The following is a 20464-nucleotide window of genomic DNA, read 5'->3' as shown; positions in this document are numbered from 1 at the left end:
TAAAGGAGAGATAGCTATGATTAGATTTGAAATTCATGGAGATAACCTCACTATTACAGATGCTATTCGCAACTATATTGAGGACAAAATTGGTAAACTCGAACGTTATTTTAACGATGTGCCTAATGCAGTAGCACACGTTAAAGTAAAAACGTATCAGAATTCAACAACTAAAATTGAAGTTACAATTCCATTAAAAAATGTAACATTAAGAGCGGAAGAACGTCATGATGACTTATATGCTGGTATTGATTTAGTAACTGGCAAATTAGAACGTCAAGTTCGTAAATATAAAACACGTGTTAACCGTAAACATAAAACACGTGGGGAACAAGACGCTTTTGCGACTGAACTACCTGAAACACCATCAGTTCAAGCTGAAGAAGCGGATAATAATCAAGATAACGATAATGAAATTGAAATCATCCGTTCTAAACAATTTAGCTTAAAACCAATGGATTCTGAAGAAGCGGTCTTACAAATGGACTTATTAGGTCATGACTTTTATATCTTTACAGATCGCGAAACTGAAGGCACAAGCATCGTTTATAAACGTAAAGATGGTAAATACGGATTAATTGAAACAACAGAATAAGCACTATATAATGAATGACAATTAAAAGTGAGAGCGTCCATATTGTGTGGGCGCTCTTTAATATTCAATAATAGCTTTATTCGTGGACGCTCTGAACATGCTGTGCTAATGTAATGAGTAATGAGTTATTGATATTGAAAGAAATTAAACACAAATATTAGTAGGGAAAGTTAAAGTAATTTATAATAGTTGTACACAATTAAGCCTAAGGTTTATATGAGTATATAAGTATAAATTTGAAAGTATAAATGATAAGATAAATTGTTGTAGGCCTAACAGTTTTTTAAGCTAAAGGAGCGGAAGTAATGGGATTTTTATCGAAAATTGTTGACGGCAATAAAAAAGAAACAAAACGTTTAGGTAAAATAGCTGATGAAGTACTTGCATTAGAGGAAGATATGGCTATTTTAACTGATGATGAAATCAAAGCTAAAACAAAACAATTCCAAGAAGAAGTACAAAAAATTGAAGATGTAAAAAAACAAAATGATTATTTAGATAAAATTTTACCACAAGCTTATGCACTTGTACGTGAAGGTGCGAAGCGTGTGTTCAATATGTCACCGTATAAAGTTCAAGTTATGGGTGGTATCGCTATCCATAAAGGCGATATCGCTGAAATGAGAACAGGGGAAGGTAAAACATTAACAGCGACAATGCCAACATATTTAAATGCATTAGCTGGTCGCGGTGTGCACGTTATCACAGTCAATGAATACTTATCTAGTGTTCAAAGTGAAGAAATGGCTGAACTATATGAATTCTTAGGATTAACAGTTGGTTTAAACTTAAATAGCAAATCAACAACAGAAAAACGTGAAGCATATGCACAAGATATTACGTATAGTACAAATAATGAACTAGGATTTGATTATTTAAGAGATAACATGGTGAACTATGCGGAAGAACGTGTAATGAGACCATTGCACTTTGCTATCATTGATGAGGTCGATTCTATTTTAATTGATGAAGCAAGAACGCCACTAATTATTTCAGGGGAAGCTGAAAAATCAACATCTCTTTATACTCAAGCTAACGTTTTCGCTAAAATGTTAAAAGCTGAAGATGACTATAAATATGATGAAAAAACGAAAGCAGTACACTTAACAGAACAAGGTGCTGATAAAGCAGAACGTATGTTTAAAATTGATAACTTATACGATGTGCAAAATGTAGAAATCATCAGTCATATTAATACAGCATTAAAAGCGCACGTTACTTTACAACGTGACGTAGACTACATGGTAGTCGATGGAGAAGTATTAATCGTAGACCAATTTACAGGTCGTACGATGCCTGGTCGTCGTTTCTCTGAAGGTTTACACCAAGCGATTGAAGCCAAAGAAGGCGTTAAAATTCAAAATGAATCTAAAACAATGGCCTCAATTACTTTCCAGAACTACTTCCGTATGTACAATAAATTAGCTGGAATGACAGGTACAGCGAAAACGGAAGAAGAAGAGTTCCGAAATATTTACAATATGACAGTAACGCAAATTCCTACTAATAAACCTGTACAACGTATAGATAAATCAGATTTAATCTATATTAGTCAAAAAGGTAAATTTGATGCAGTTGTAGAAGACGTTGTTGAAAAACATAAAAATGGTCAACCTGTGCTATTAGGTACAGTAGCGGTTGAAACAAGTGAATATATTTCAAACTTATTGAAAAAGCGCGGTATTCGTCATGATGTATTAAACGCTAAGAACCACGAACGTGAAGCTGAAATCGTAGCAAAAGCTGGTCAAAAAGGTGCAGTTACGATTGCGACGAATATGGCTGGTCGTGGTACCGACATCAAACTAGGTGAAGGTGTCGAAGAAATCGGAGGTCTTGCGGTTATTGGTACAGAACGACATGAATCACGTCGTATCGATGATCAGCTACGTGGTCGTTCTGGTCGTCAAGGTGATAAAGGGGACAGCCGTTTCTACTTATCACTTCAAGATGAATTGATGGTACGCTTCGGTTCAGAAAGACTTCAAAAAATGATGAACCGTCTAGGTATGGATGATTCAACGCCAATTGAATCTAAAATGGTATCACGTGCTGTCGAATCAGCACAGAAACGTGTTGAAGGTAATAACTTTGATGCGCGTAAACGTATCCTTGAATACGATGAAGTATTACGTAAGCAACGTGAAATTATCTATAATGAACGTAATAACATCATTGATTCGGAAAATAGTTCTGAATTAGTAATGGCAATGTTGCGCTCAACATTACAACGTGCTGTGAATTATCATATTAATGAAGAAGATGATAATCCAGATTACACACCATTTATTAACTACGTCAATGATGTATTCTTACAAGAAGGCGACTTGACTGAAGACGAAATCAAAGGTAAAGATTCAGAAGATATCTTTGATGTTGTATGGGCTAAAATTGAAAAAGCTTATGAAAGCCAAAAAGAAAAAATTGGCGATCAAATGCCTGAATTTGAACGTATGATTTTATTACGCTCAATTGATACACATTGGACTGATCACATCGATACGATGGATCAATTACGTCAAGGTATCCACCTACGTTCATATGCACAACAAAATCCGCTTCGTGATTATCAAAATGAAGGTCATGAATTATTCGATATGATGATGCAAAATATCGAAGAGGATACATCTAAATTTATTCTTAAATCCATCATTCAAGTTGATGATGATATTGAACGTGAAAAAACAACTGACTTTGGTAAAGCACAACATGTGTCTGCTGAAGACGGTAAAGAGAAAGCCAAAAAACAACCTGTGGTTAAAGGTGATAAGATTGGTCGTAATGACCCTTGTCCATGTGGTAGTGGCAAGAAATACAAAAACTGCCATGGCAAAGACGAATAATAATAAAGCTATTGCTGAAAATGGGAGATGTGAAGCTATTCACACTCCTGTTTTTTATTATAGTGGCAAGATACTGTAACATTTGATTTTACGTGTTCATGGTAAGGCTTCAATATCTTTTAAATGTTAAACGTGATGGCCTTTTCCAAAAGAAATGACAAGTGTGAGAAATATCATGTATGATTAAGAAATGTATAGTAATGATTAATAGGAGAGATACGAATGGAATTATCTGAAATTAAACGTAATATTGATGATTATAGTAATGATTTAGATCAAATTAGGGGGTCTCTTTGACTTAGAGAATAAGGAGACGAATATTCAAGAGTATGAGGAAATGATGACGGAGCCCAATTTCTGGGATGATCAGAATAAAGCGCAGGACATTATTGATAAAAATAATGCGTTGAAGTCTGTGGTGAATGGTTATCATGATTTGAATAATGAAGTCGAAGATATGACTGCAACTTGGGAGTTATTGCAAGAGGAATTTGATGAGGATATGAAGGATGACTTGGAGCAAGAGGTTATTGATTTTAAGTCGAAGGTCGACCAATTTGAGTTGCAATTGTTATTAGATGGTCCTCATGATGCGAATAATGCTATTCTTGAATTACATCCTGGTGCAGGCGGTACGGAGTCTCAAGACTGGGCGAGCATGTTACTACGTATGTATCAGCGTTATGGTGAGCAACAAGGTTTCAAAGTTGAAACAGTGGACTATTTACCGGGTGATGAAGCGGGCGTTAAGAGTGTCACATTATTAATTAAAGGTCATAATGCTTACGGTTATTTAAAAGCTGAAAAGGGTGTACATCGATTAGTCAGAATTTCACCATTTGATTCATCAGGTCGACGTCATACATCATTTGCTTCATGTGATGTGATTCCTGAATTTAATAATGATGAAATTGAGATTGAAATTAACCCGGATGATATTACGGTTGATACGTTTAGAGCATCTGGTGCTGGTGGTCAGCACATCAACAAAACTGAATCTGCCATTCGAATTACGCACCATCCAACAGGTATTGTTGTGAATAACCAAAATGAGCGTTCACAAATTAAAAACCGTGAAGCAGCGATGAAGATGTTGAAAGCCAAATTATATCAATTGAAATTAGAAGAGCAAGAGCGTGAAATGGCTGAAATTCGTGGTGAACAAAAAGAGATTGGTTGGGGAAGTCAAATTCGCTCATATGTTTTCCATCCATATTCAATGGTGAAAGATCATCGTACTAATGAAGAAACAGGTAAAGTGGATGCAGTGATGGATGGTGAAATTCAACCGTTTATTGAAGCTTACTTAAGACATTCAATGAATAATAATGAAGCCTAATAAGGTAAGTATATTCTTATTAAATTAATTTGAAAATGAATGTTTTATGTGTAATTAGCAAAGATATTTATTACTAAGATAGGTGTTTTTAATTAAATATGAAGTGTTATTTAACCTTTATATTACAACGATTTAACATTACACTTTTCCAAAAAAATTTGTGCTACAGTATTAATGAACAAGAATACATTACTACAAAGGAATGACAACATGAGAAAAAAATCATTGACTGTAACACTGACATCTATCGCAGCGTTTGCTGGTATTAATGGCATAGCTAGTGCACAACAAACACACGTTGTTGAAGACACAACATCAGTAGAAACATTAGCGCATCAATTTGCTACGACTGCCAGTGAAATTCAATCATTAAATCATATTCAATCAAGTGAAGTTCAACAAGGCACATCTTTAATAGTGCCAGATAAAGATGTAGTTGAAGTAAAAGCTGGAGATACATTAAATAAAATTGCTAAAGCACATCATATCTCTTTAGAAGAAGTATATGATTTAAATCCTGGTTTAACATCACTTATTCATCCAGGTGATTTAATTGCCGTTACTGAGAAAGGTGCTGCAAGTTTAGACAATCTTTCTATTGACTATGCTCAACTTTATGCAACTTCTTCTAATGAGCAAGCACAGAATACTACACAATTAGCTAGTTCATATAACCATGTTGATACAGGAAGTGGTGTCGTAACAAACCGCCAAACTAGTTACCACTATGGTTCAAGTGGATATGAAGCCCCATCAAGATATACAACTAGCCATAACTATAATGTTGGGGTAACAAGCGCACCTGTAGCTTCAAACTATAATCATAGTACTGTAAACAACCAAGGTAATCGTTATTACTATGGTAACTGTACATACTATGCATTCGGTCGTCGTCAACAATTAGGTCGTTCAGTAGGAAGCTTCTGGGGCAATGCAAGCAACTGGGCTAATTCTGCTAGAAATGCTGGTTTAGCTGTAGACAATAGACCTGAAGTTGGAGCTGTTTTCCAAACTAGTGCTGGTTACTATGGTCATGTAGGTGTAGTTGAACGTGTGAATAGTGACGGTTCTTTCTATGTATCTGAAATGAACTGGAATGGTAATTACAATAACGTAACAAACCGTACAATTAAAAATGCTTCAGGTTATAACTTTATCCACTAAGAAATGATATTAAATCAATTAATTAAAATATGAGAAAGCACTATGCTAGCAAAACACTAATTGCTAAGTATAGTGCTTTTTATTTAGGTGCTGTATTGAATTCAGAAAGCACAGTTTTGCCATATTTAATATAGATTGACACTTTTCATCAAATTATTGATTGGTATAATAAAAATAAGTATAATCTGTATTTAATAAAACATGGAGGTTTCGCGATATGGGTGTTCATCAATATTTTAAAAGACTTTCTGATTTAGAGAAATTAATTCGATTACCAGGTAAATTTAAATACTTCGAGCATAATGTAGCTGCACATTCTTTCAAAGTAACTAAAATTGCACAATACTTAGCAACAGTTGAAGAGCATCATGGTAATACAATCGACTGGAAGAGTTTATATGAGAAAGCTTTAAACCATGACTTTGCAGAAGTATTTACTGGAGATATTAAAACACCTGTCAAATATGCTAGGACTGAATTGAAAATGTTATTCTCACAGGTTGAAGAAGAAATGGTGAACACTTTTATCAATGAAGAAATCCCGGAAGCGTATCAAGATATTTATCGCAAAAGACTTCAAGAAGGAAAAGATGATTCTTTAGAAGGACAAATTTTATCAGTCGCAGATAAAATTGATTTACTATATGAAACGTTTGGTGAAATTCAAAAACGTAATCCTGAATCGTTATTCTTTGAAATTTATGAAAATAGTTTAGAAACAATTATTCAGTTCGATCATTTAAGTTCAGTACAAGACTTTATCGATAATGTCATCCCAGAAATGTTAACTGAGAACTTTATACCAAGAGCTGAATTACGTGAAACAACGATGGCCATATTAAATCGTAGAAATGGGTGAATGAAATGATTTGGTATGCTTTAGCCGCCTTTTTTCCATGTGTGTTAGTTGTATTATTTAGTGTGATTACGAGAAGTAAATGGGTGGGTGTGCTTGTAACGCTTGTCTTAATTGCTACATCGATTTATAAAGGATTTTTCCATAATGAATGGATTATCTTTATAGACGTAGTGTCATTATTAGCTGGATATGTGATTATAGACAAGTTAGAATTTCACAAACATCAAGATTAATACTTTATAAACAGATAAATTGAATTTAGTCATAAGTTGGTTTATATTAATTTTACATTTAAAAGAGTTGATAAAGGTAGATGGGACCTCTAGGTTAAAATGCTTTGACTTTAGGCTCATCTCTTTTTATATATTCGAATGATTAAGTAGAGAAGATACAAACGTAAGCGAACAAACGTTTGTATTTTTATTTATATTTTTGCTAAAATAAGTTTAAGTAAGAATACTTTTCAAAGAATAGGAAATAACAGTAGTAAGCATAAATTGAGGAGGCGCTTGTAAGAATGGTGGAACACTATCCATTTAAATTAAATTCTGAGTTTGATCCGCAAGGGGACCAACCTCAAGCGATTAAAAAGATTGTCGAAGGCGTTAAAGAAGGTAAACGTCATCAAACATTACTCGGCGCTACCGGTACAGGTAAAACGTTCACCATGAGTAATGTTATTAAAGAAGTTGGGAAACCAACTTTAATTATTGCCCACAATAAAACATTAGCTGGCCAATTATACAGTGAGTTTAAAGAGTTCTTCCCGGAAAACAGAGTGGAGTACTTTGTAAGTTACTATGATTATTATCAACCAGAAGCTTATGTGCCTTCTACGGATACTTTTATCGAGAAAGACGCATCGATTAATGATGAAATCGACCAACTACGTCACTCTGCTACAAGCGCACTATTTGAGCGTGATGATGTCATCATTATTGCTAGTGTAAGTTGTATTTATGGTTTAGGGAATCCAGAAGAATATAAGGATTTAGTAGTTAGTGTACGTGTGGGAATGGAAATGGATCGTAGCGAATTGCTACGTAAATTAGTCGATGTACAATATTCTAGAAATGACATTGATTTCCAACGTGGTACGTTTAGAGTACGTGGTGACGTCGTTGAAATTTTCCCAGCCTCACGTGAAGAAATGTGTATACGAGTAGAATTCTTTGGTGATGAAATTGATCGTATTCGCGAAGTAAATTACCTTACGGGTGAAGTTATTCGTGAAAGAGAACACTTTGCTATTTTCCCAGCTTCTCACTTCGTTACGCGTGAAGAGAAAATGAAAATAGCCATTGAACGTATTGAAAAAGAATTAGAAGAGCGCTTAAAAGAACTAAAAGATGAGAATAAGTTGTTAGAAGCGCAACGTTTAGAACAACGTACAAACTATGATTTAGAAATGATGCGTGAAATGGGCTTTTGTTCAGGTATTGAAAACTACTCTGTTCATTTAACATTAAGACCACCCGGTTCTACACCGTATACATTACTAGATTACTTTGGCGATGACTGGTTAGTGATGATCGATGAATCGCATGTGACATTGCCGCAAATTAGAGGAATGTTTAATGGTGACCAAGCACGTAAAAAAGTGTTGGTAGATCATGGTTTCCGTTTACCGAGCGCTATGGATAACCGTCCACTTAAATTTGAAGAGTTTGAACAAAAAACAAACCAATTAGTATATGTATCAGCTACACCAGGTCCATATGAAATTGAACATACGGATGAAATGGTGGAACAAATTATTCGTCCTACCGGCTTATTAGATCCTAAGATTGATGTACGTCCAACGAAGAATCAAATTGATGATTTATTAGGTGAAATTCAAGAAAGAATTGATAGAGATGAACGTGTCTTAGTAACGACATTAACTAAAAAAATGAGTGAAGATTTAACAACATATATGAAAGAAGCGGGTATTAAAGTTAACTACTTACACTCAGAAATTAAAACGCTGGAACGTATTGAAATCATTCGTGACTTACGTATGGGCACGTATGATATTGTCGTAGGTATTAACTTGCTGAGAGAAGGTATTGATATTCCTGAAGTATCACTCGTTGTTATTTTAGATGCTGACAAAGAAGGCTTCTTGCGTTCTAACCGTTCATTAATCCAAACGATTGGCCGTGCTGCGCGTAATGATAAAGGTGAAGTAATTATGTATGCCGATAAGATGACGGATTCTATGCAATATGCTATTGATGAAACACAGCGTCGTCGTGAAATTCAAATGGCTCATAATGAAAAATATGGCATCACTCCGAAGACAATCAATAAGAAAATTCATGATGTTATTAGTGCTACTGTGGAGAATGATGAAACTAATGATAAACAACAAACAGAAGTACCTAAGAAAATGACTAAGAAAGAACGTCAAAAAACGATTGAAAATATAGAAAAAGAAATGAAAAAAGCAGCTAAAGATTTAGACTTCGAAAGAGCAACAGAATTGAGAGATATGTTATTTGAATTAAAAGCAGAAGGGTGACAGATAAATGAAAGGACCAAGTATCGTAGTTAAAGGTGCGAGAGCACATAATTTAAAGAATGTTGATATTGAACTTCCTAAAAATAAATTAATTGTCATGACAGGATTATCTGGTTCAGGTAAATCATCACTTGCCTTTGATACGATTTATGCAGAAGGTCAACGTCGATATGTGGAATCTTTAAGTGCCTATGCACGCCAATTTTTAGGGCAAATGGACAAACCAGATGTAGATACAATTGAAGGGTTGTCTCCAGCCATTTCGATTGATCAAAAAACGACAAGTAAGAACCCACGTTCAACTGTGGCAACTGTAACTGAAATTTATGATTACATTCGTTTACTTTATGCGCGTGTAGGTAAAGCGTACTGTCCTTATCACAATGTTGAAATCGAATCACAAACTGTCCAACAAATGGTAGATCGCATTTTAGAGCTTGAAGAACGTACAAAAATTCAAATTTTAGCGCCAGTGATTTCTCATAGAAAAGGTAGCCATGAGAAATTAATTGAAGATATTGGTAAGAAAGGCTATGTACGTTTACGTGTTGACGGTGAAATCGTTGATGTGAATGAAGTGCCAGAGTTAGATAAGAATAAGAACCATACAATAGAAGTTGTAGTAGACCGTTTAGTTGTCAAAGCAGGTATAGAATCACGTTTAGCTGATTCTATTGAAACAGGTTTAGAACTAGCGGAAGGTAACATTACAGTAGATGTTATCGATGGAGAAGACCTTAAATTCTCTGAGAACCATGCTTGCCCAATTTGTGGTTTTTCAATAGGTGAATTAGAACCAAGAATGTTTAGTTTTAATAGCCCATTTGGCGCTTGTCCAACATGCGATGGATTAGGTCAACGTTTAACAGTCGATGTTGATTTAGTCGTTCCAGACCAAAATAAAAGTTTAAATGAAGGTGCAATTGAACCTTGGGAACCAACAAGTTCTGATTTTTACCCAACATTATTAAAGCGTGTCTGTGAAGTTTATAGAATTAATATGGATAAACCGTATAAAAAATTAACAGATAGACAAAAAGATATTTTGATGAATGGTTCTGGCGACAAACAAATAGAATTCTCATTCCATAGCCGTAATGGTGGTACACGTCACAGAAAAATGAAATTTGAAGGTGTATTACCTAACATTGATCGTCGTTATCATGAATCGCCATCAGAATACACACGTGAAGTCATGAGTAAGTACATGACAGAACTGCCATGTGAGACTTGTCATGGTAAACGTTTGAGCAAAGAAGCATTATCTGTTTATGTGGGTGGTTATAATATTGGTGAAGTTGTAGAGTATTCTATTAATAATGCTTTACAATTCTATGAAAACATCGAGTTATCAGAACAAGACAGAGCGATTGCGAACCAAATTCTAAAAGAAATTATTTCTCGCTTATCTTTCTTAAATAACGTTGGTTTAGAATACTTAACATTAAATCGTTCATCAGGTACGTTATCAGGCGGGGAAGCCCAACGTATTCGCTTAGCTACACAAATTGGTTCATGTTTAACTGGTGTACTCTATGTACTAGATGAACCGTCTATCGGATTGCACCAACGCGATAATGATAGATTAATTGGTACTTTAAAAGAAATGCGTGATTTAGGGAATACTCTGATTGTTGTTGAACATGATGATGATACTATGAGAGCAGCAGATTATCTTGTAGATGTTGGTCCAGGTGCAGGTAACCATGGTGGTGAGATTGTCTCAAGCGGCACACCAGCCAAGGTTATGAAAGATAAGAAATCATTAACTGGACAATATTTAAGTGGTAAAAAACGCATTGACGTACCTAAACATCGTCGCGAAATTACTGATAGAAAGATTAGTATTAAAGGTGCACGTAGTAATAACTTAAAAGGCGTAGATGTAGATATTCCTTTATCTGTGATGACAGTTGTGACAGGTGTATCTGGCTCAGGTAAAAGTTCATTAGTAAATGAAGTGCTCTATAAATCTTTAGCTCAAAAAATTAATAAATCTAAAGTGAAACCTGGCGAATATGATGCCATTGAAGGTGTTGATCAATTAGATAAAATTATAGATATCGACCAATCTCCAATTGGTAGAACACCTCGTTCAAATCCGGCGACATATACTGGTGTGTTTGATGATATCCGCGATGTTTTTGCGCAAACAAATGAAGCTAAAATTCGTGGTTACCAAAAAGGACGTTTCAGTTTCAATGTGAAAGGTGGACGTTGTGAAGCTTGTAAAGGTGACGGAATTATCAAAATTGAAATGCACTTCTTACCTGATGTATACGTACCTTGCGAAGTTTGTGATGGTAAACGATATAATCGTGAAACTTTAGAAGTCACATATAAAGGTAAGAATATTGCAGATGTACTAGAAATGACAGTAGAAGAAGCGACTTATTTCTTTGAAAATATTCCTAAAATACATCGTAAATTACAAACACTCGTAGATGTAGGTTTAGGCTACATCACGTTAGGTCAACAAGCTACTACGCTATCTGGTGGGGAAGCCCAACGTGTGAAATTAGCATCAGAACTGCATAAACGTTCAACTGGTCGTTCAATTTATATTTTAGATGAACCAACAACTGGCTTACATGTAGATGATATTAGTAGATTATTGAAAGTTTTAAATCGACTTGTAGAAAATGGCGATACCGTAGTCATCATTGAACATAATTTAGATGTGATTAAAACAGCAGATCATATTATTGATTTAGGTCCTGAAGGCGGTGAAGGTGGCGGTACTATCGTAGCTACCGGTACACCTGAAGAAATTGCTGAGGTTGAAGCATCTTACACAGGTAAATATTTGAAACCGGTGCTTGAACGTGATTCAGTCGAATAAATATGACACAGTAGGTATTGAGTGAAAAATAAATATATTTAAGTAGTCTTTCCTATATAAAGTGATGGAAGTGAAGAGAAGAAAAGGAATGTATGTATCGGTTTCTTCTATATCATAATAACGCTTCTAAGCTTTATAATAGGAGAGGCTTTTTTATTTGTTTAGAGATTGAAAAAACAAATTCAACGCCTAAACGACATTTTTATATTAATAGTGACATCATTTTTGATATGATAGTAGATGAATGAATTCAAGTGAAAATTTTGAGGTGAACTCATGTTAACGACAGAGAAATTAGTCAAAATATTAAATTTAGAACTGTTTACTGGTGAAAAAGGATTACATAAACATATAAAAAATACAGATATATCACGCCCTGGATTGGAAATGGCTGGATATTTTTCCCATTATGCGGCAGACAGAATCCAATTATTAGGTACAACTGAATTATCTTTCTATAATTTATTGCCAGATGAAGAACGACAAGGACGCATGCGCAAATTATGTCGTCCAGAAACACCAGCTATCATTGTGACAAGAGGATTAGAACCACCTCAAGAATTAATCGAAGCATCTCAAGAAATGGACACTCCTTTAATTGTTTCTAAAGATGCTACAACAAGTTTGATGAGTCGTTTAACTACGTTCCTTGAACATGAGCTAGCACAGAGCACCTCATTGCATGGGGTATTAGTCGATGTATATGGTGTAGGTGTATTAATTACTGGAGATTCTGGTATCGGGAAAAGTGAAACAGCGTTAGAATTAGTGAAACGTGGTCACCGCTTAGTAGCCGATGATAATGTTGAAATTCGCCAAATTACTAAGGGTGAATTGATTGGTACACCACCAAAATTAATTGAACATTTGCTTGAAATTCGAGGCCTCGGTATTATCAATGTGATGACATTGTTTGGTGCAGGATCTATTTTGACGGAGAAGCAAATCCGTTTAAATATTAATTTGGAAAATTGGAATAAAGATAAATTATACGATCGCGTTGGTCTAAACGAAGAAACTTTAAAAATTCTCGATACGGAAATTACTAAAAAAACCGTCCCAGTGCGTCCGGGTAGAAACGTAGCCGTGATAATAGAAGTAGCTGCAATGAACTACCGTTTAAATATTATGGGCATTAACACGGCGGAAGAATTTAACCAACGCTTGAATGAAGAGATTTTAAGAAAAGGTAATCAAAGCAAGGAGAAGTAAGACATGATGTTGAATTTGAATTATATTGATCCAACTGCCTTTAACTTAGGACCTTTATCTATTAAATGGTATGGAATCATTATCGCTGTGGGTATCCTTATCGGTTACTTTATCGCCCAAGAAAGTCTGAAATATGTTGGCTTACACCAAGATACATTAATCGATGTCATTTTCTATAGTGCTATCTTTGGCTTTTTAGTTGCACGTATTTATTTTGTGATTTTCCAATGGCCTTATTATATGGAGAATCCTGCAGAAATTCCTAAGATTTGGCACGGGGGCATCGCGATACATGGTGGTCTAATAGGCGGATTTATTACCGGAATAATTGTGTGTAAGATAAAAAATTTAAATCCATTTCAAATTGGGGATATCGTAGCACCAAGTATTATCTTAGCGCAGGGCATTGGCCGTTGGGGTAATTTCATGAACCACGAAGCTCATGGTGGACCTGTTTCTAGAACATTTTTAGAACAGTTACATATACCTGAATTTATTATTCGAAATATGTATATTGAAGGCGTCTATTATCATCCGACATTTTTATATGAATCGATTTGGGACGTCCTAGGATTTATTATCTTAATGACGATTAGAAAGCATCTTCGCGTAGGCGAAACCTTTATACTTTATTTAGTATGGTATTCAATTGGTCGTTTCTTTGTAGAAGGCTTAAGAACAGACAGTTTAATGTTAACGAGTCATATACGTGTTGCTCAATTCGTATCTGTTGTCTTGATTATTGTAGGACTTATTTTATTCGTTTATAGACGGTTAAAATATAATCCTCCGATTTATAAAGAAGCAGGTCCATTAAGTTGGCCTAACAATAAGGTGAATGCAAAATAATGCGACGTTTAACCAAAATAACAAGACAGGCGGTAAATCCATTATGGCGTATTTACCGCTTTGTCAGTTTTCCAAAAACATTCCGAAACACGTTAATCATTGAGTTATGTCGCTATATACCAAACTTAAAGTTGAAACGATGGATTTATATTCATCTTTTGAAAATGAATATCGGCAAACAGACCGCAATTGCCTATAAAGTCATGCTAGATATTTTCCATCCTCAATTAATATCGATTGGCAATAATTGCGTAATTGGTTATAATACTACAATATTAACGCATGAAGTATTAGTAGAAGAATATCGTTATGGTCCAGTAAAGATTGGACATAACACTTTAATAGGCGCTAATACTACTATTTTGCCAGGTATTAATATCGGACATAATGTAATAGTGAAAGCCGGCACTATCGTGTCTAAAGATATCCCAGATAATGCGATTGCATATGGAAATCCAATGCATATCCAATATAAATAGAAAGAGAGGTGACAAAGTATGGCACAAAAGAACAATAATGTGATATCAATGGTATTTGATGAAGACTTCTATCGTAAAATGGCAGATCAAAAATTTAAACAACAAGACTTTAAAAAAGCAGCAGAGTACTATAAAAAAGTGCTTGATTTGTCACCAGATGATTTTGATATTCAACTCAACTATACGCATTGTCTTACTAAAATGAATTTAGGTGGCCAAGCTGAAAAGCTTTTTTACGAGAATATTATTAAAAAAGACCATGTAGAAGAAAGTTATTATCAATTAAGTGAATTGAACATCGAACTTAATGAGCCAAACAAGGCCTTCTTGTTTGGTATTAATTATGTGATTTTGACTGAAGATAAAGATTATAGGGCTGAATTAGAAAAAACATTCGAAGTGTCTTACATTAGTGAAGAAAAAATTGAATTAGAAGCGCAGTTATTTGCGACACAACTTTTATTCCAATATTTATTTTCACAAGGGCGCTTAGAAGAAGCACGTAGTTTCATTTTGCAACAAGATGAATATATTCAAGAACATCGTGTCGTGCGTAATTTATTAGCTATGTGTTACTTGTATTTAAGTGAATATGAAACGGCAAAAGAATTATTTGAAACACTGCTAAGTGAAGATAATTCAGATGTGCACGCCTTGTGTCACTATACGTTATTGCTCTATAACACCAATGAAACTGAGAAATATCAAAAGTATCTTAAGATTTTAAGTAAAGTCGTACCAATGAACGATGACGAAAGTTTTAAACTGGGCATTGTCTTAAGTTATTTAAAACAATATGAAGCCTCACAACAACTTTTATTACCACTGTACAAAAAGGGTAAGTTCGCTTCAATTCAAATGTTTAACGCTTTAAGTTTTAATTATTATTACCTTGGAAATAAAGAACAAAGTGAACTATTTTGGGACAAATTATTACAGATTTCTAAAGTAGACGTAGGTTACGCTCCATGGGTGATAGAAGAAAGTAAACAAATATTTGATCAGAAAATTGAGCCACTATTAATGGACGATGATAGTCATTATAGATTATATGGTGTCTTCTTATTAAACCAGTTAAATGGTAAGGAAATTTTAATGACTGAAGAAATTTGGTCAGTTTTAGAAACGATGAATGACTATGAAAAACTGTATCTAACTTATTTAGTACAAGGCCTTCATTTGAATAAATTAGATTTTATTCATCGTGGCTTACTCAAACTTTATAAAAATAAAGAGTTACGCCAAGATACAGAGCTGTTTATAAGCTGGATTGATAAAGGTGAAGGATTAATCGCGAATGAAGTAGATTTAAGTGATGTAGATAGATATATAGCAGCGCATGTTTACCTTTATCATCGTTATTATGATACCCATATGACAAAAAAAGAAGTGATTGAATTGTTTAATACTTCAAAATACAAATTAGATAGCGCTATTAATCAGTTGTTGAGCATATAAATTTAAGAAATGACTTTTATAATATATAATGCGCATGATAATAAAAACGTAGGAGGCATAAAAATGACTGAAGTAAACTATGATGTTGCGATTATCGGTGCTGGACCCGCTGGTATGACTGCAGCAGTTTATGCATCACGTGCAAACTTAAGCACTGTTATGATTGAAAGAGGAATGCCAGGTGGCCAAATGGCTAACACAGAAGAAGTAGAAAACTTCCCAGGTTTTGAAATGATTACTGGCCCAGATTTATCAACTAAAATGTTCGAACATGCGAAAAAATTTGGCGCTGAATATCAATATGGCGATATTAAATCTATTGAAGATAAAGGTGACTATAAAGTCATTAATTTAGGTAATAAAGAAATCACAGCACATGCTGTTATTATTTCAACTGGTGCAGAATATAAAAAAATTGGCGTGCCTGGTGAACAAGAATTAGGTGGACGTGGCGTAAGTTACTGTGCAGTATGTGATGGTGCATTCTTTAAAAATAAAAACTTATTCGTTATCGGTGGCGGTGACTCTGCAGTTGAAGAAGGCGCATTCTTAACTAAGTTTGCAGATAAGGTTACAATTGTGCACCGTAGAGACGAATTAAGAGCTCAAAAAATATTACAAGATCGCGCATTCAAAAATGACAAAATCGACTTTATTTGGAGCCATACATTAAAATCAATCAATGAAAAAGATGGTAAAGTAGGTTCCGTTACACTAGTATCTACTAAAGATGCCTCAGAACAAACATTAGATGCTGACGGTGTATTCATCTACATCGGAATGAAACCATTAACTACACCATTTAATAACCTAGGTATCACTAATGATATGGGTTATATCGTTACTAAAGATGACATGACAACATCTGTCCCTGGTATTTTTGCAGCTGGAGATGTAAGAGATAAAGGCCTACGTCAAATTGTAACGGCTACTGGTGATGGTAGTATTGCCGCTCAAAGCGCAATCGACTACATTGAAGAATTAAAAGATAAAGCAGAAGCGTAAGTATAGAATCAAGCTAGAATAATGCCTCGATGTACTTTTCATGAATGGTATTGTTCTAGCTTTTTTTATTTGAAAATGAAACAATAAACAAAACGATCTCATTAGTTACGTTCTCTTAAACATGTGATATTATGAAAGTAATTAAATATTTATGCATACATATTAGATATAAATATAGATTAAATGGGCGGTGTTCATAGTGATAAATCAAACAGGCAATGAAACAAGTGAAAAAATAAGTAAAAGCGAATTATTAGTAGTGACAGGATTATCAGGAGCAGGTAAATCTGTAGTCATTCAATGTCTTGAAGATATAGGTTTCTTCTGTGTAGATAATTTACCACCTATTTTATTACCGAAATTTGTAGAATTAATGGAACAAGGGAACCCATCGTTGCAAAAAGTAGCGATTGCTATTGATTTAAGAGGTAAAGAATTATTTACGTCATTAGTAGAAGAAATTGATGCAATAAAGAGTCGCAACGACGTCATCGTTGATGTGATGTTCTTAGAAGCGGATACTGAAAAATTAATTTCTAGATACAAAGAATCTCGTCGTGCCCATCCATTAAATGAAAATGGACAAATGTCACTCATCGACTCTATTCTTGAAGAAAGACAACTACTTTCTAGAATTCGTACTTTTGCAAACTATATTGTAAACACTACCGACCTAACAACTAAAGAATTAAAAGAGAGAGTTAAAAAGAAATTTAAAGATGAAAATTTCAAGTCATTTAGTATCAATGTGACAAGTTTTGGTTTCAAACATGGGATTCAAATGGATGCTGACTTAGTATTTGATGTTCGATTTTTACCTAACCCATATTATGTAGAAGACTTGAGACCGATGACGGGAGAAGATGAAGCGGTCTACAATTATGTTATGAAATGGAAAGAGACAGAAATTTTCTATGAGAAGCTAATGGATTTACTAAAGTTCATGGTTCCAGGGTATAAAAAAGAAGGAAAAGCTCAGTTAGTCATTGCGATAGGTTGTACAGGCGGACAACATCGTTCAGTAGCACTAGCTAAGCGTATTGGTCAAGAACTTGGAGAGATTTTTGATTATAATGTTTATGTTCATCACAGAGATGCACATATTGAAAGTGGCGTGAAAAAATGAAACAGTTAAAAGTTGTACTCATAGGTGGGGGGACAGGCCTATCAGTATTAGCTAGGGGATTAAGGGAATATCCAATTGATATCACTGCTATCGTGACAGTAGCTGATGATGGAGGAAGCACGGGGAAGATTCGTAATGAAATGGACATACCTGCGCCAGGTGATATTCGCAATGTAATTGCAGCCCTTAGTGATGTAGAACCTATATTAGAAGAATTATTTCAATATCGCTTTGAAGAACATCAAATTGAAGGGCATTCACTTGGGAATCTTTTATTAGCTGCACTTACTAATATTAAAAATGACTTTGGTCATGCGGTTAAAGAATTAAGTAAAATCTTAAATATTAAAGGGAAAGTAATTCCGTCTACAAACACTAATGTGATGTTAAATGCCATTCTAGAAGATGGAAAAATTGTTAAAGGGGAATCTAAAATCCCTCAAAAAAATAAAAGAATTGAGCGCGTATATCTAGAACCATCTAACGTAGAACCTATGGAAGAAGCCATAGATGCTCTTACTGAAGCGGATTTAATTGTGCTAGGACCTGGCTCTTTATACACTAGTGTCATTTCCAATTTATGCGTTAAAGGCATGTCAGATGCTATTCTGAGTTCAAAAGCGCCTAAACTTTATATTTCTAATATTATGACACAACCGGGAGAAACAAATAATTATGATGTTTTAGATCATATTAATGCAATTCATGATCATGCTGGCAAGCAATTTATTGATTATGTGATTTGTAGCGATGAGAAATATGATGAAGACATTTTAAAACATTATAAAAATCGTAACGCTCAACCTGTAGTTATGAATGAAGATGATTTAACTAAGAATAATATTAAGATTATTACATCTTCTCATTTAGTAGAAGTGTATGATCAATATTTAGTACGTCATAATAATAAAGAACTTGCTAAATTAATTTATGATTTAGCACTTGAATTAACTAGTACCATTCAATTCAAACCTAAGAAATAAGATGTCATTTTTACACTATAAAAATTATGATACAATAGAAAGCATGTGTTTATAAATGACGCGTTATGCTAACTTAATTCATTTTGGAATGTTAATTACATATATTTATGATAATGATTAGAAAGGAAGGTAAATAAGGCGATGAGTTTTGCATCAGACATGAAAAATGAACTAACACGTATAGAAGTAGATGAAAGCAACGCTAAAGCGGAACTTAGCGCATTAATCCGTATGAACGGTGCCCTCAGTCTATCTAATCAACAATTTGTAATTAATGTTCAAACTGAAAATGCGACAACTGCACGCCGTATTTACTCATTAATTAAACGAATATTTAATGTTGAAATTGAAATATTAGTACGTAAGAAAATGAAATTAAAGAAAAATAATATATATATTTGTCGTACTAAGGTGAGAGCTAGAGAGATTCTTGATGAACTTGGAATTTTAAAAAATGGTATCTTTGTACACGATATTGATGCAAGTATGATTAAAGATGATGAAATGCGTAGAAGTTATTTACGTGGAGCGTTTTTAGCAGGCGGTTCGGTCAATAATCCAGAAACGTCTTCATATCATCTAGAAATATTCTCTCAATATGAGAATCATTCTGAAGGATTAACCAAGCTCATGAATAGTTATGGTTTAAATGCTAAACATTTAGAACGTAAAAAGGGAAGTATCGCGTATTTAAAAGAAGCAGAAAAAATCTCTGAATTCCTAAGTTTAATAGGCGGCTATCAAGCACTCTTGAAATTTGAAGATGTGCGTATAGTCAGAGATATGAGAAACTCAGTCAACCGCTTAGTAAACTGTGAAACCGCTAATTTAAATAAAACGGTCAGTGCTGCAATGAAACAGGTACAAAGCATTCAACTTATCGATGAAGAAATCGGTATTGAGAATCTTCCAGACCGATTAAGAGAAATTGCTAAATTGCGTGTAGAACATCAAGAAATCTCATTAAAAGAACTAGGGGAAATGATTTCGACAGGTCCTATTTCTAAATCAGGCGTTAACCATCGCTTGAGAAAATTAAACGAACTAGCTGATAAAATACGAAGCGGTGAGAAAATAGAATTATAAATATGAAGAAGGGTATTTTTGAGTGGTAATCAAAAATATCTTTTTTATTATTGGAAAAAAGATTGTATTAAATATTTTTATGACTTAAATATACGGATTAGTAAAAAAATTTAGATAATAG

16 protein-coding genes are annotated in these 20464 nt (G+C 34.2%); all 16 read left to right on the top strand.

Translation table 11 applies throughout. From position 1 onward, the window contains the following. Positions 1–16: 16 nt before the first annotated feature. The 16 genes from hpf (at position 17) to whiA (ending at position 20343) form a co-directional block, all read left to right on the top strand. A complete protein-coding gene (gene hpf / locus LIX58_RS01880) occupies positions 17–595 on the top strand; it encodes a ribosome hibernation-promoting factor, HPF/YfiA family (RefSeq protein WP_126565111.1) in 579 nt (192 codons plus the stop codon). 305 nt (positions 596–900) lie between these two features. Next, positions 901–3438 (top strand): preprotein translocase subunit SecA, encoded by a 2538-nt coding sequence (gene secA, locus LIX58_RS01875; protein ID WP_154836504.1) that lies wholly within the window; start codon positions 901–903, stop codon positions 3436–3438. 222 nt (positions 3439–3660) lie between these two features. After that, positions 3661–4777, top strand: a protein-coding gene (gene prfB / locus LIX58_RS01870) for a peptide chain release factor 2 (protein WP_154836505.1) whose coding sequence is annotated in 2 segments (ribosomal slippage) — positions 3661–3732 and positions 3734–4777 — 1116 coding nt in all. Because the reading frame shifts where the segments join, the coding sequence is not laid out codon by codon here. A gap of 210 nt (positions 4778–4987) precedes the next feature. Beyond that, the gene (locus LIX58_RS01865; protein ID WP_226386025.1) at positions 4988–5941 is read left to right on the top strand and encodes a COG3942 and LysM peptidoglycan-binding domain-containing protein; all 954 of its coding nucleotides are present in this window, start codon (positions 4988–4990) and stop codon (positions 5939–5941) included. A 217-nt stretch (positions 5942–6158) separates the two neighbouring features. Then, positions 6159–6800 (top strand): YfbR-like 5'-deoxynucleotidase, encoded by a 642-nt coding sequence (locus LIX58_RS01860; protein ID WP_103298326.1) that lies wholly within the window; start codon positions 6159–6161, stop codon positions 6798–6800. Positions 6801–6805: 5 nt separating this feature from the next. Further along, positions 6806–7033 carry a CsbA family protein gene (locus LIX58_RS01855; RefSeq protein WP_126565115.1) on the top strand — a complete coding sequence of 76 codons (228 nt, stop codon included), beginning with the start codon at positions 6806–6808 and terminating at the stop codon, positions 7031–7033. Positions 7034–7317: 284 nt separating this feature from the next. Then, positions 7318–9303, top strand: coding sequence for an excinuclease ABC subunit UvrB (gene uvrB / locus LIX58_RS01850; RefSeq protein WP_226386024.1), 1986 nt, complete (start codon positions 7318–7320; stop codon positions 9301–9303). A 7-nt stretch (positions 9304–9310) separates the two neighbouring features. Then, on the top strand, positions 9311–12145 hold the full coding sequence (gene uvrA, locus LIX58_RS01845; RefSeq protein ID WP_226386023.1) for an excinuclease ABC subunit UvrA: 2835 nt from the start codon (positions 9311–9313) through the stop codon (positions 12143–12145). Between the two features lie 276 nt (positions 12146–12421). Further along, positions 12422–13357, top strand: coding sequence for an HPr(Ser) kinase/phosphatase (gene hprK / locus LIX58_RS01840; RefSeq protein WP_103298322.1), 936 nt, complete (start codon positions 12422–12424; stop codon positions 13355–13357). 3 nt (positions 13358–13360) lie between these two features. Further along, complete coding sequence (lgt, locus tag LIX58_RS01835) at positions 13361–14206, top strand: prolipoprotein diacylglyceryl transferase (RefSeq protein ID WP_154836508.1); 846 nt, start codon at positions 13361–13363, stop codon at positions 14204–14206. Then, a complete protein-coding gene (locus LIX58_RS01830) occupies positions 14206–14685 on the top strand; it encodes an acyltransferase (RefSeq protein ID WP_154836509.1) in 480 nt (159 codons plus the stop codon). Before lgt ends, LIX58_RS01830 begins: the two co-directional genes overlap by 1 nt. An 18-nt stretch (positions 14686–14703) precedes the next feature. After that, on the top strand, positions 14704–16143 hold the full coding sequence (locus LIX58_RS01825; RefSeq protein ID WP_126565120.1) for a tetratricopeptide repeat protein: 1440 nt from the start codon (positions 14704–14706) through the stop codon (positions 16141–16143). Positions 16144–16206: 63 nt separating this feature from the next. After that, a complete protein-coding gene (gene trxB / locus LIX58_RS01820; protein ID WP_126565121.1) occupies positions 16207–17148 on the top strand; it encodes a thioredoxin-disulfide reductase in 942 nt (313 codons plus the stop codon). A gap of 202 nt (positions 17149–17350) precedes the next feature. Continuing rightward, positions 17351–18274 carry an RNase adapter RapZ gene (gene rapZ, locus LIX58_RS01815; protein WP_154836647.1) on the top strand — a complete coding sequence of 308 codons (924 nt, stop codon included), beginning with the start codon at positions 17351–17353 and terminating at the stop codon, positions 18272–18274. Beyond that, positions 18271–19257, top strand: coding sequence for a gluconeogenesis factor YvcK family protein (locus tag LIX58_RS01810; protein WP_226386022.1), 987 nt, complete (start codon positions 18271–18273; stop codon positions 19255–19257). The genes rapZ and LIX58_RS01810 overlap by 4 nt, the downstream gene beginning before the upstream one ends. Before the next feature lie 141 nt (positions 19258–19398). Further along, positions 19399–20343 carry a DNA-binding protein WhiA gene (whiA, locus tag LIX58_RS01805; protein WP_154836510.1) on the top strand — a complete coding sequence of 315 codons (945 nt, stop codon included), beginning with the start codon at positions 19399–19401 and terminating at the stop codon, positions 20341–20343. The last annotated feature ends 121 nt before the right edge of the window (positions 20344–20464 follow it).

The sequence above is a fragment of the Staphylococcus sp. Marseille-Q1834 genome (genome assembly GCF_916858875.1).
GTDB lineage: Bacteria > Bacillota > Bacilli > Staphylococcales > Staphylococcaceae > Staphylococcus > Staphylococcus pragensis.
Note: the sequence above shows the minus strand (reverse complement) of the source record. Positions and strands in the feature narration are given on the sequence as shown.